We start from the raw sequence: 12,206 nt of genomic DNA, 5'->3' as shown, positions 1-12,206 counted from the left end.
GGAGAGGGAAATGGCTCAAATGCTGAATTTTCAGTAATATTGTTATAGAATTATCCTCAGAACACTATGCGTAAAACCACCCCCGACCAAGCATCAAAAATAGCTCAAGACCATTATAACATTTCAGCCAAAACATCCAAACTTGACGGTTATGTTGATGAAAACTTTTTACTGAAAACAGCCTCTGGTGTAAAGTTTCTCTTAAAAATTTCTTCGGAAAAGGATAATGAACAGCTGGATTTTCAAGTTCAAATCCTAAAACACCTTTCAGAAAAAAAGCTTGATGTTTCCCTTTCCGAAGTTGTTCCAAATAAAAAAGGAAATTCTCTTACTTCCCATCAAAAAAATAAAACCGCAAGAGTATTGACCTGGCTTCCCGGCAGGCTTTGGGCAACGATAAACCCAAAAACCGAAAATTTAAGAAATAGTTTGGGCGATGCCGCCGGAAGTTTGACAATGGCGCTTCAAGATTTTGAACATCCCGCCGCGCACCGAAAACTGGATTGGGATTTGGCAAATTCAGTGTGGACTTTAAAATATATAAATCGGTTTTCGGGGAAAGAAAAAGAGATTATTCAATACTTTCACAACCGTTTTGAAGAAATTAAAACCAATTATAAAACACTTCCAAAAAGCATTGTGCACAGCGATGTAAACGATTACAACATTTTGGTCTCCAAAAACCGAAGCAATCCAAAAGTCAAAGGATTGATTGATTTTGGCGATGCAGTTTTCACCCAGACCGTCAATGACCTCGCCATTGTTTTGGCTTATGCCATAATGGATCTCCCCGATCCGCTCCCTGCAGCTTTGGAGGTTATAAAGGGCTACAACAAACACTACAAATTTTCAGAAAACGAACTGGATTGTCTTTACACTTTGGTTGGAATGCGCCTCGTTACAACCGTTACGAACGCTTCACTTAAAAAAGAGGAATTTCCCAACGACAATTATTATGTAATCAGCGAAAAACCTGCGTGGGATTTGCTGAAGAAATGGTTTAATGTGAATGAGGATTTCGCCACTTATGCTTTCCGAAATGCCTGCGGAATGGAAACTCATCCACAAGCAAAAAAATTTGAAACTTGGGCCTCCAAAAATACCTTTCAGCTTTCAGAATTGTTCCCAACAATTGCCAAAAACGAAATCCATTTGCTAGATTTAAGCCCTGCAAGTACTTGGATTGGCAACAAAAATGATTTCAACAATCTCGATTTGTTCCAGTTTAAAATTGAACAACTTCAAAAGGAGAATCCATCACAAATAATTGCTGGCGGCTATTGCGAACCACGCCCACTTTACACGGCTTCCTCCTATGGCAAAGAAGGAAATAACGGCCCCGAAAGCAGAACGATCCATTTGGGAATTGATTTTTGGCTGCCAGCAGAAACGCCCGTCCACGCATTGTTTGACGGAACAGTAGTAACCGCCGTAAACGATGAAGGCTACAAAGAATACGGCGGATTGATCATTTTAAAACACACTTTTGGGGCTTTGGAATTTTTCACGCTTTATGGACATCTTTCCCTAAAGAGTATCTCAACTATTTCCGAAGGAACTCATTTAAAAAAAGGAGATTGTATTGGCTATTTGGGAGATGAAAACGAAAACGGTGTTTGGGCGCCACATCTTCATTTTCAAATTATGCTCTCAATGCTCGATTATAAAATTGATTTTCCGGGCGTAACCTATTTTAACCAATTGTCCGTTTGGAGCGGCATTTGTCCAGACCCGAATCAGCTTTTCAAAATAGATAACCTTAAAACAAAATACGTTCAATCTTCTGAAAAAATGATCAATTTCAGAAAAGAACACCTTGGGAAAGGGTTGAGCCTTTCCTATGAAAAACCGCTGCACATAGTCCGCGGCGAAGGCCTTTATTTGATTGACGCTAACGGTAAAAAATATTTGGATACCGTAAACAACGTAAACCATGTGGGCCATCAACACCCAAAAGTTGTTGCCGCTGGACAGAAACAAATGGCGGTTTTAAATACTAACACACGCTATTTACACGAAGAAATAATTAGATATGCAGAAGATTTATTGAAAAAATTACCGCCTCATTTATTAGTAATCCACTTTGTGAATTCTGGCAGCGAGGCCAACGAGCTTGCGTTGCGAATGGCAAAAACCGTTACAGGAAATAAAGATATTTTGGCTATAGAAGTTGGCTACCATGGCAATACAAACGCGGTGATGGATGTGAGTTCCTATAAATTTGAAGGCAAAGGCGGTTTCCCAAAGCCTGAAACAACACACATTCTTCCGCTTCCGGATTCCTTCCGAGGAAAATATACTTCTGAAAATTGCGGAATTGATTATGCAAATCACGCAAAGGAAATCATTCAAAATTTAAAAGCTGTAGGAAAAGAAATTGCAGGTTTTATTGGGGAAAGTATGGTGAGTTGTGGCGGACAGATTGTTCCCCCGAAAAACTATTTCAAAGAAGTTTATAAACACGTTCACGAAGCTGGCGGAATCTGCATTGCCGATGAAGTGCAAACAGGTTTCGGACGCATGGGCAAAACTTTTTGGGCATTTGAACTTTATGATGTTCAGCCAGATATTGTAACAATGGGCAAGCCAGCCGGCAACGGGCATCCACTTGCCATTGTTGCATGCACAAAAGAAGTGGCGGAAAAATTCAACACGGGAATGGAATACTTCAACACCTTTGGCGGCAATCCTGTTTCCTGCGCCATTGGCCGAACTGTTTTGGAGGTTGTTGAAGAAGAAGGTTTGCAAGAGAATGCGCTAAGAGTTGGAGGTTTTTTAATGGCTGAATTAAAAGCTCTTCAAAAACAATTTCCAATCATCGGCGACGTGCGCGGCGAAGGTTTGTTTTTGGGTTTTGAATTAAATGATTCAGAAAAAAATCCGTTGCCCGAACACGCTTCCTATTTGGCAAACAGAATGAAACAGCTCGGTATTTTGATGAGCATTGACGGTCCGGACCACAACGTTTTAAAAATAAAACCGCCGATGGTTTTCAGCAAAGAGAATGCAGAAGAACTTATCTTTAGACTGAAAACTGTTTTTGCGGAGGATTTTATGATGAAATTTTAAACTAACTTTAAACGGATTCCACTATAAATTCGGAATGACATATTATGAAAAAATTACTTTTACTTTTCTGTTTAATCGCAACTTTAAATGTTGTCGCACAAACTGAAGCAGCAGACAAAAAAGCCATCCTTTCGGTATTAAAAACACAGGAAAACGCTTGGAACCAAAACGATCTTGAAGGTTTTATGCAAGGATATTGGAAAAGCGATTCCCTAAAATTTTACGGCAGCAGAGGCATCACACACGGCTGGCAAAATACGTTGGACAACTACAAAAAAGGCTATCCCACCAAAGCAGAAACGGGAAATCTTTCCTTTACAATTGATGCAATTACCAAAATTGAGGAAGGTGCTTATTATATGATGGGCCAATTCCATTTGGTTCGGGATGCTGGAAATGCAAACGGGGTTTTCCTAATTATCTTCAGGAAAATTGAAGGTGAATGGAAGGTTATTGCAGATTTAAGTTGCTAATTTCCCTTAATCCGTTCCCAAAGAGCTGAAAGCAGTTTTCCGGCTTCACGAGTATTTTTCTCTTCTTCCGTGACCGTTACTTCGTTTCCAGTTTTTTCAATAAGAAAACTAAAAGCGAATTTTTCTGAATTTGGATCAACGCTCATCATCCCAAAACGCAGATCGTTTAAATAGATTCCATCGGGCCTTTCCGTAACCGTGTACCAACCATTAGTAATTTTTACAAGCCTTTTAACTTTATCTTCTTCGGCAAAGTCTCCCAAAGCATCGTGGTTTTTTGGATGCGAAGAAAATTGGATTGGTTTACTATCAAAAAAGGAATAATCACCAATTAAAAAAGAATCTTCAGTTTTCACATTTGCAGCCCATAAAATGGTGTTCAATGGGCTGGGTTTAGTTTCAATGGCTATATAATCAATCTTTTGTTCTGCAAGTGCATTTACAAATTTCTGATATGTAATTCCTTTAAAAACCAAAGTCAGCAACATATAAACACTGCTAACTATTAAACCCAAATTATTGAATCTTCGCCTTTTGATGCATCCTCTTTTTTGAAACATCGCCAAAAGTAGAAAGACCAAAAATGGCAAAGTATAAAGCGGATCAATCACGAAAATATTCTTATAAGCCAACCGAAGATCAAAGGGCCAAAAAAGCTGCGTGCCCCAAGTTGTATGGGCATCAAGCAAAGGGTGCGTTACGAAGCACAGAAACCAAAACCACCACCATTCCTTTAAACTGGCACGTTTATCCCAAAGTGAGAGCAGCCACCCAAAAAGCAATCCGAAAACAACCGCGAAAACAATGGAGTGCGTAAATCCGCGATGGATTTCCAAAGCAGAAACGGTATCGGTAAAATAGTTTGCAATGACATCCAAATCTGGGATAGTTCCAGCTATTGCGCCCAAAAGCATTGCTTTATTGCCAATTTTTTTGCCCAAGACCGCTTCGCCAACGGCGGCACCCAAAACAATTTGTGTTACTGAATCCATTAAAAGCTAATTTACAACAGCTAGGCAGCGAAAATACATTCTTATTGGGTATAAAAAAAGGATGCTTTTTTTAAAACATCCTTTTCTGAAAATTATAACTTTTGAATTTCTATTTTGAAAGTTCTGCCACTAAGGTATATGCAGCATCCCCGTGCACACCTGTGAAATATTTGCCCCATTTTTTTCCTCTTTCTTTTCCGGAATCTCCTGGCCAAGCTTGGCCAATCAATTCGCCATTTTTATTGAACATTTTTTCCATGTCGCACAAAGAATCCACAAAGAAGGCTTCCACGAATTCAGTTTTATCACTTCCCCACGCATGAACATTGGGGTAGTAACCTTTTATATATGGATTTTTTGAAATGACTTTTGCAACATTTTCTGCGTGCATCTCCTTAAATTCCTTTTCAGAACCATCTTCAGGAAATGTGAAATACGTTTTTCGAACATACATCACTAAATCTTTATTATTGTCCTGCGGCAATAGCATAGCTCCATCTATGGGAGCATAAATTTCATCAGAATGCTTAACCGAAAAATTATCGTCAAGTTTCTTAAAAAATGCATTTCTAGCATTTTCATCGGGCCAGGCTAGTTTTTCCAATTCACTATTTCTTTCAGCCGCTTTGTCCATTGCTTCCCAAGATGGATAGGTCTGCACATAAATCACTTCGGAGTTGTCTGGAGTAAAAAGGTGCGTGTAATAGGAAGCAGAGATAATGTATTGATTTTTGCTTGTCACTTTTTGTAAATACTGCTTTTCTAAAGCCTTCCAAGCATCCATGCTGAAATCTTCTTTATCCATATTCCAATGCATGGTTGTGACTGAAATGTATTTTGGACGGTTCGCTTCATTTTGTGCGAAAATGCTAAAATTCAACAGCAACATTATTGATGCTATTGCAATAAACTTAAGGTTGGTGGTTGTTTTCATAATCCCATAAAATTAAATTAGTATAAAAATTAAAATTGATTACTATTATAACTTTGGGGCAAGCCGAGGAGAGTGAAAAACTAAAATGAAGAGTTTATGAGGTATAAAACTGTTTTAAAAGTAATAAAAAAATAATTATAAAAAGCTGTTTTTGTGATAATTATAGAAATCAATCCACAATTTGCATTTTTTTCAGTAGAAAGGATGCGTTCATATTTTGGCAGATTCCGGGTTTGAAAGTGTAGTCGAAAAAGAGTTCATCATTTTCAATCCGTGCATCGAAGAAATAGTTTTTCACTTCAGGCAATTCTTCCGCAGCTACACAAAGGCTTAAATCGTGGGTTGCAATAATTCCCGTGGAATTGCTGGCAACAAGTTTTTCAACAAATTTTCTGGAGCCAATTGCTTTATCCGTGCTATTTGTTCCTTTCAAGATTTCATCGAGAATAATGAAATAACGGTCGGTTTTTATTTCATCAACAATAAATTTCAAACGTTTTAATTCGCTGAAAAAGTAGGATTCATCATCTGTTAAACTATCGGTGGTCCGCATACTTGTTATGAGCTTTATAGGATTATATTCAGCTTTTTCGGCACAAACAGGCAAGCCCATATTGCCCATTACAATTTGAAGTGAAACAGTTCTTAAAAAAGTACTTTTCCCTGCCATATTTGCGCCAGTAACAATAAAGAATTCTTCGGAATTTATCTGAAAATCATTTCGAACCATCGTTGTTTCCTTCAATAACGGATGCCCGGCGCCTTTCACTTTTAGAACTGGAACATCGCTATTTATTTTCGGAAAAACATATTTAGAATGGTTGAAACCAAAATTCCCCAAACTGTTATAGGCATCAAAAAAAGTGATGACTTCAAACCAAACAGGAACACTTTCTTTATGCATTTCAATCCATTTTTCAATACTATAACTTTGGCGAAGATCGCGAAGCATAAATCCGTTGGCTATAACACCAATTAACATATTGCTCCGTTGGTCCAAGGCATCCAAATGTTTGGCAAATTTCTTTAAAACGGCAGATGCTTTTGTGCTAGAACCGAGAACTAAACTTCTTTTTTCAGAAAGCAATTTTGAAGTAAAATCCTCTTTTTCAATTTCTAAAATTAGCTTTTGAAATTGTTCAAAAGTGCTTTGTATTTTTGAGGTGTGTGAAGAAAGATTGTTTACCTTTTTTAAATATTTTCCTGTAATTCCAAGCCCTAAAAAGAACCATCCCGCAACGGCGTAACCAGAAACCAAACCCAGATAGTTAAATACAATTAATCCAACGGAAATTATTGAAAAAACTAAGGAAACCGGTTTTATCCATTTTGGGACAAAAGTTTTATAATCTTTCAGCCATTTGGCTACTTCGGTTGCAGAAACTTCTGTTTTCACCAATGAAGCAATTGCTGAAAACTGCTGCCGCCATTTGGGCATTCCTGAAAGTTCTGTGATTGCTTTTTGCTTAATTGGAATAGAATCAATTTTGTTTTCCGTGAAAATTTTCGCCAAAAAATCTGAGCCACTTTCCAATGCGGTTCTATTCAAATATTGAAAGAAAGAACCGCGCCCAAAAAGATCGATATCCTGACTGTAAAAATGGAGCGGATCTTTATACTTTTCGCCAGAGGGCAAATGATGGAAAATACGGTTCAAAACGTCAAGTTCAGTTTCATTTTGTTCTATCAACTTCTTTTTCAAATCACGGTTGTATTGCAGACCGCTGTGTTTCGAAACCAAATAAACAAATGCTGCTATTGCCAATACGATAACAGCAATTACAATTTTTGCATTTCCGAAGAAAAAATATACACCAAAACACGCCAGCAAAAACACCACAAGCCTAATAGTACTTGAAACTACAAGTTTTTGCTTTATTTTTTGCAGTTCCTCAGAATGGATTTCAATCTGTAATTTGTAAAAATCGGAAGCGTTGTTCATTTAGTTTTTTTTTATTTTAAAGCGAAGCAAGTTCCGCTTGAAGCTTTTTAGTGAGGCTATTTACAACCAAATCATAAGAATGGTCAATTAGTTCCAAAATCAATTCGTGAGGTATATTTTTTTCCAATTCCACAGTATTCCAATGCACTTTACTCATATGGTAACCTGGATTAATCAATCCGTCATATGCTTCCCGAAGCTCGATAGATCTTTCCGGATCACATTTCAGATTGGCTTGGGCTGGATTATATTCCAAGCCCGTAAGCGCAAACATTTTGCCCATCACCTTAAAGACCAGCGTTTTTTCATCAAAAGGAAAAGATTCTGTAACTCCCTTTTTTGAAATGCAATAATTTCTGAATTCTTCAATGTTCATAATGGTTCAGTTTATTTTATAGCCCAAAGCAGGTTTTCCGTCAAAATAGACTAGCAATGTTTTTGCCCCAATGGTTAAAGGCACATTAAATTTTATTCTGCTTTCTTCCCGTTCAATTTCATCAATGGAAATTGTTTCGGACCCATAAGAATATGAAATTTTTTCAGGGTTTATATTTTTGATTGTAAATAAAATTTCATCAAAATATGCGTCTTCATAAAGCAACCCTTTTGTTGGGAATTCAATATCATTTGGCAACAGATTTTTTTCAATAATCAATGGTAGCTCAGAAAATTGTTCCCTACTGATTTTTACATCTGAAAAGGCATCCTCGAACATATCTGGATAATGCGTTTTCATAAAAAGTTCCGGTGGCGTTTTATAATAAAAATAGCTTGGTTCCTTAATAAATTTGCCATTGTATTTTCCAGCTCCCCAAGTGGCATCAAAAAGATAAGGCTTGCCGCCAATAGTGGCAACATTCCACATATGAATTCGCTTAAAAGGCCTTCCTATATCTGGAAAGTTTGACTTGATATCGCCACGAACCAAATAATTTTTTATCCCCTGTTGCTCACACAATTTTTCAAAAAGCATGGCATATCCTTCACAGACTGCAACACGTTTTTGGAGGGTTCTCTGAATGATTTTGGCGCGTAATTTCTCATCCTTTTCGTTTCGTTCGCGATAGTTTGTAAATGTGTAATCAAACTGTTTGTATTCATCGGGATTGTAGGCAATGTTTTGGATGATCCAAGTATAGATTGCCCTAACCCTATCATCTTCAGAAGTAAAGTCGCGGGCAATAAATTTTGAAAGTTTTTCTGGATTGTCAAAAGTGTTTGGATACATTGAAATGATGGCATCCACCCTTTCATAATCTTGGGCAAATGCCGATATGCTCAAAAAACTGAAAAAAAGAACTAACAGTTTCATTTTTTTAAAGCAATTTTCTTTGGGCTTTCTTGCACTTCCAAAGCGGAATAGTCAAGCTTCCAATTAATGGTTTCTACCAATTTCTCCATTAGCTGAATGGTTTCCAAAGCCTGTTTTGAAGCTTCATTCAACAAGCCACTTTCTGGAATTTTATCTACAATATGTTTTTTAGCCTCTTGGTTTATTTCTGTCAAATCTTTGGCCGTGAAAGGATTTGCCCATCCTTCCTTTTTATTATAATATTTAAAATCGGTTTCGATCGTGAGCAATTCGGGTTGAGGAAAATTTGTTAAAAAAATAGTTTTATTTTTTGTGTCGGCCCGCATCTTCACTTTAGTAAGGTCGAAACCAATGTGCGCTTTAGCTTCAATTAAAACCAAGGCTTTCTTTTTCCCCAAAAGCAAACTCAGCCATTTATCTTTCACATTTTCATAGTGGAAAATTTCAGAAAAATCACCTTCCACAGTGATGAACTTACACACACTTCTAATTTTTTCCATCAAAATAACAGACTGCGTGTTTACTTTTTCTTTTTTTCCACCACCAAAGCGTGCAAAAAGAAAGTAAGCCAAAATAGCTCCAACGGCCAAGCCTATAAATAGATATTCCATAATATTATTTTCCAATGCTTCCCAGATGTGTATTCTTAAAACCATCTGGATATTTCAATCCATAACCAAAAATCCGGTCAAAGGATGCGTGTGAGAACAAAATTACGCCTATTAAAATTAACAGTGAATTGTTTAAATAAAATCCTGAAAAACCAATGGCAATGGCAATTGCTTTGTGATGAAAAACATTGTACGTGAAAGCGCCAATTTTTGCGTTTATTATATATCCAATCATTCCAATATCTGGCGTAAGCAATAATGCAGGAAACCACCACCACGCATAATTCAATTGTGAAAAGAGAAAGATTCCCAAAATAAACTGTGCTAATTCTTCAATTTTTAGAGTTGCTTTCATAATTCATAAATTTTATAGAGAACAGGCTTGCTCGGCGAAGCATCATTGTGAAAAGATGCAATTTGAAGATTAAGTAAATAGCTTCCATCTTTTATTGGGTCTGGAACGTAAATTAATTCTGTAATTGTGCAATCGTGACGCGGGTTTTCGGGAAAATCCCAAAAAGCTTTGTGCGCCAAAAGTTTGCCTTCATCCATTTCTTTATCAACCGAAGGAAGATCAATCAACAAATGTTTCACACCGATATTTTGTAAAAACAAAGCCGCTTTTTCGTGAAGAAATGGCCAATTGGTATCTGACCAATGTTTTGATTCTTTTTCTGAATTGTTTGGAAGTGTTCTAATTACTACTGCTTCAGGCGTGCAACCGTTTAATGCTTTCTTGATACTTGCTTCGGAAATAATTTCGTCTTCTCCAATTTTTTGGGGAGTTACAGAGATTACTTCAGCTAAAAAAAAGAAGGTTTTTAAAGCTTCGTTTACAGAATGAAATTCTTCTGAAATATGCCCTAAACACTCGGTATGCGTGCCGTGTGCATGTGGATTGAAAAAAACATTATTGAAATTTACCGAAGCGCCTTCGGAAACTTTGCCTGTCCATTCGCCCATTTTTACAGGTTCAATTGTCGGTTTATTTTGGTACCAGGCTAACGGATTTTCTTCCGAAGCCTTTAAGGGGATTGAAATATCTAGCGGTTTGGAGAGATCGACTTTTATAGTCTGATTGTTTATTTTAATGAGAGTTTCCATCAATCTAAATTTACTAAGAATAAATCTGCCGCAATGCCATCGCTCAAAAACTTTCCTTTTTTTGAAATTTTCAGGGTTTGATTTTCTTGGATTAAAAGTTTATTCTGCAAATGAATTTTAGCTTGTTTCAAAAGATATTCTAAAAAATCTTTCCCGAATTCATCTTTAACTTTTTCTAACGAAACACCCTTTTTAGTCCGTAATCCCGTCATTATATATTCATTATAAATGTCTTCTTTTGAAAGAATTTCTTCTTCAGAAGGGAGTATTCCCTCTTCAATACTTTTTATATATTTTGTGTTATTTGCCACATTCCAACTTCGCGATTTTCCATCATAGCTGTGCGCAGATGGCCCAATGCCCAAATACGGCTTAGCTTCCCAATACGCGGTATTATTATGCGAATGGAAGCCGGGTTTTCCAAAATTTGAAAACTCATAATTTTCCAATCCTGCTTTTTCGGTTTCAGAAAGCAAAATTTCATAATGCTGTTTTGCCACATCTTCGTCCACCGGTGGAACAATTCCTTTTTCAATGAATTTTTTTAGTGCAGTTTTTGGTTCAATGGTCAAAGCATAACACGAAAGATGCGGAACATCCAATTTTAAAGCAACTTCAAGATTTTCTTTCCAGCGTTTGTTTGTCATTCCAGGAATTCCATAAATCAAATCAATGCTGATGTTTTTGAAATATTGCTTCGCTTCTTTTATACATTCCAATGCTTCGGAAGCATTGTGGGCGCGGTTCATCAGTTTTAAATCCTCTTCAAAAAAAGATTGGACTCCTATGCTCAAACGGTTAATCTGTGAATTTGTGAATTTGTGAATTTGTGAATTTGAAAGATCATCGGGATTAGCTTCGAGGGTAATTTCGGGATTTTCTGAAACTGTATAATTTTTATAGATAGCTTCAAAAATCTGCTGCAATTCTTCCGAAGAAAGAAGACTTGGAGTGCCTCCTCCAAAATAAATGGTTTCAACTTTATCTTTCAATTCTTCTTTTCGCAGAACCAATTCTTTGCAAAGTGCATCAATCAGTTTGTCTTTTTTCTTCAAAGAAGTTGAAAAATGAAAATCGCAGTAATGGCACGCCTGCTTGCAAAAAGGGATGTGGATATAAATTCCGCTCATTTTAATTCTGAATTCTGAATTTTGAATTCAGAATTATTTGATGATTTTTGATTCGTTTTGCTTCACAAAAGCTGCCCAACCCGTGTAGCTTTTTCCGGTCTCAATTTTTCCGGAATTGTAAAAATGGCAAACGGCAGCCGCCAAACCGTCGGTACTGTCCAGATTTTTTGGAAGTTCTTTTAAACTTAAAAGACTTTGCAGCATTTTAGCTACCTGCTCTTTGCTTGCGTTTCCGTTGCCGGTAATTGCCATTTTTATTTTTTTAGGCGAGTATTCAGTTATTGGAATTTCTCTGGATAGTCCCGCGGCCATCGCCACGCCTTGTGCTCTCCCGAGCTTTAGCATAGACTGTACGTTTTTTCCAAAGAATGGTGCTTCAATTGCAATTTCATCTGGGTTGTGAGTGTCTATAAGTTCTACCGTACGCTCAAAAATTAGTTTCAATTTTAAGTAGTGGTCGTCATATTTTTTAAGTTGAAGCTCGTTCAATTGCATAAATTGCATTTGTTTACCCACAACTTTTATAAGGCCGAAACCCATAATTGTGGTTCCGGGGTCAATTCCTAAAATGATTTTTTCTAATTTGTTTTCCATCCCAATTTGAGATTCCTGCCTTAACAGGAATTTGTATTTTAGCAC

General features: G+C 37.0%; 12 protein-coding genes. 2 read left to right on the top strand and 10 right to left on the bottom strand.

The window, feature by feature from the left end; all coding sequences use genetic code 11:
* The first annotated feature begins 66 nt into the window (after window positions 1-66).
* Window positions 67-3,069: an aminotransferase class III-fold pyridoxal phosphate-dependent enzyme gene (locus tag Q2U82_RS06830; RefSeq protein WP_410006939.1), complete on the top strand. Its 3,003-nt coding sequence runs from the start codon at window positions 67-69 to the stop codon at window positions 3,067-3,069.
* Window positions 3,070-3,113: 44 nt separating this feature from the next.
* Window positions 3,114-3,542 (top strand): YybH family protein, encoded by a 429-nt coding sequence (locus Q2U82_RS06825; protein ID WP_410006938.1) that lies wholly within the window; start codon window positions 3,114-3,116, stop codon window positions 3,540-3,542.
* Here the strand turns inward: Q2U82_RS06825 and Q2U82_RS06820 are convergent.
* From Q2U82_RS06820 to ruvC, 10 genes are all read right to left on the bottom strand, one after another.
* The gene (locus Q2U82_RS06820; RefSeq protein ID WP_410006937.1) at window positions 3,539-4,534 is read right to left on the bottom strand and encodes a metal-dependent hydrolase; all 996 of its coding nucleotides are present in this window, start codon (window positions 4,532-4,534) and stop codon (window positions 3,539-3,541) included. The genes Q2U82_RS06825 and Q2U82_RS06820 overlap by 4 nt on opposite strands.
* A gap of 109 nt (window positions 4,535-4,643) precedes the next feature.
* Window positions 4,644-5,468, bottom strand: coding sequence for a hypothetical protein (locus tag Q2U82_RS06815; protein ID WP_410006936.1), 825 nt, complete (start codon window positions 5,466-5,468; stop codon window positions 4,644-4,646).
* A gap of 169 nt (window positions 5,469-5,637) precedes the next feature.
* The gene (locus Q2U82_RS06810) at window positions 5,638-7,410 is read right to left on the bottom strand and encodes a MutS-related protein (protein WP_410006935.1); all 1,773 of its coding nucleotides are present in this window, start codon (window positions 7,408-7,410) and stop codon (window positions 5,638-5,640) included.
* Window positions 7,411-7,426: 16 nt separating this feature from the next.
* Window positions 7,427-7,786, bottom strand: coding sequence for an MmcQ/YjbR family DNA-binding protein (locus tag Q2U82_RS06805; protein WP_410006934.1), 360 nt, complete (start codon window positions 7,784-7,786; stop codon window positions 7,427-7,429).
* Window positions 7,787-7,792: 6 nt separating this feature from the next.
* Window positions 7,793-8,722 carry a transglutaminase domain-containing protein gene (locus tag Q2U82_RS06800; protein ID WP_410006933.1) on the bottom strand — a complete coding sequence of 310 codons (930 nt, stop codon included), beginning with the start codon at window positions 8,720-8,722 and terminating at the stop codon, window positions 7,793-7,795.
* Entirely contained in the window at window positions 8,719-9,333 is a 615-nt protein-coding gene (locus Q2U82_RS06795; RefSeq protein ID WP_410006932.1) for a DUF4230 domain-containing protein, read from the bottom strand. Before Q2U82_RS06795 ends, Q2U82_RS06800 begins: the two co-directional genes overlap by 4 nt.
* Before the next feature lie 4 nt (window positions 9,334-9,337).
* Window positions 9,338-9,688, bottom strand: a complete 351-nt coding sequence (locus tag Q2U82_RS06790; RefSeq protein WP_410006931.1) for a DUF4260 domain-containing protein — start codon at window positions 9,686-9,688, stop codon at window positions 9,338-9,340.
* A complete protein-coding gene (locus tag Q2U82_RS06785) occupies window positions 9,685-10,437 on the bottom strand; it encodes a cyclase family protein (RefSeq protein ID WP_410006930.1) in 753 nt (250 codons plus the stop codon). Before Q2U82_RS06785 ends, Q2U82_RS06790 begins: the two co-directional genes overlap by 4 nt.
* Window positions 10,437-11,567: a radical SAM family heme chaperone HemW gene (gene hemW, locus Q2U82_RS06780; RefSeq protein ID WP_410006929.1), complete on the bottom strand. Its 1,131-nt coding sequence runs from the start codon at window positions 11,565-11,567 to the stop codon at window positions 10,437-10,439. The genes Q2U82_RS06785 and hemW overlap by 1 nt, the downstream gene beginning before the upstream one ends.
* Before the next feature lie 33 nt (window positions 11,568-11,600).
* The gene (ruvC, locus tag Q2U82_RS06775) at window positions 11,601-12,161 is read right to left on the bottom strand and encodes a crossover junction endodeoxyribonuclease RuvC (protein ID WP_410006928.1); all 561 of its coding nucleotides are present in this window, start codon (window positions 12,159-12,161) and stop codon (window positions 11,601-11,603) included.
* Between the last annotated feature and the right edge of the window lie 45 nt (window positions 12,162-12,206).

This window comes from Aequorivita nionensis (assembly GCF_046352995.1).
In the GTDB taxonomy this organism is placed as follows: Bacteria; Bacteroidota; Bacteroidia; order Flavobacteriales; family Flavobacteriaceae; genus Aequorivita; species Aequorivita nionensis.
Note: the sequence above shows the minus strand (reverse complement) of the source record. Positions and strands in the feature narration are given on the sequence as shown.

Coding starts and splice junctions, on each gene's coding strand:
- Q2U82_RS06830 (WP_410006939.1), top strand. CDS start 67: ATGCGTAAAACCACCCCCGACCAAGCATCAAAAATAGCTCAAGACCAT.
- Q2U82_RS06825 (WP_410006938.1), top strand. CDS start 3,114: ATGAAAAAATTACTTTTACTTTTCTGTTTAATCGCAACTTTAAATGTT.
- Q2U82_RS06820 (WP_410006937.1), bottom strand. CDS start 4,534: ATGGATTCAGTAACACAAATTGTTTTGGGTGCCGCCGTTGGCGAAGCG.
- Q2U82_RS06815 (WP_410006936.1), bottom strand. CDS start 5,468: ATGAAAACAACCACCAACCTTAAGTTTATTGCAATAGCATCAATAATG.
- Q2U82_RS06810 (WP_410006935.1), bottom strand. CDS start 7,410: ATGAACAACGCTTCCGATTTTTACAAATTACAGATTGAAATCCATTCT.
- Q2U82_RS06805 (WP_410006934.1), bottom strand. CDS start 7,786: ATGAACATTGAAGAATTCAGAAATTATTGCATTTCAAAAAAGGGAGTT.
- Q2U82_RS06800 (WP_410006933.1), bottom strand. CDS start 8,722: ATGAAACTGTTAGTTCTTTTTTTCAGTTTTTTGAGCATATCGGCATTT.
- Q2U82_RS06795 (WP_410006932.1), bottom strand. CDS start 9,333: ATGGAATATCTATTTATAGGCTTGGCCGTTGGAGCTATTTTGGCTTAC.
- Q2U82_RS06790 (WP_410006931.1), bottom strand. CDS start 9,688: ATGAAAGCAACTCTAAAAATTGAAGAATTAGCACAGTTTATTTTGGGA.
- Q2U82_RS06785 (WP_410006930.1), bottom strand. CDS start 10,437: ATGGAAACTCTCATTAAAATAAACAATCAGACTATAAAAGTCGATCTC.
- hemW (WP_410006929.1), bottom strand. CDS start 11,567: ATGAGCGGAATTTATATCCACATCCCTTTTTGCAAGCAGGCGTGCCAT.
- ruvC (WP_410006928.1), bottom strand. CDS start 12,161: ATGGAAAACAAATTAGAAAAAATCATTTTAGGAATTGACCCCGGAACC.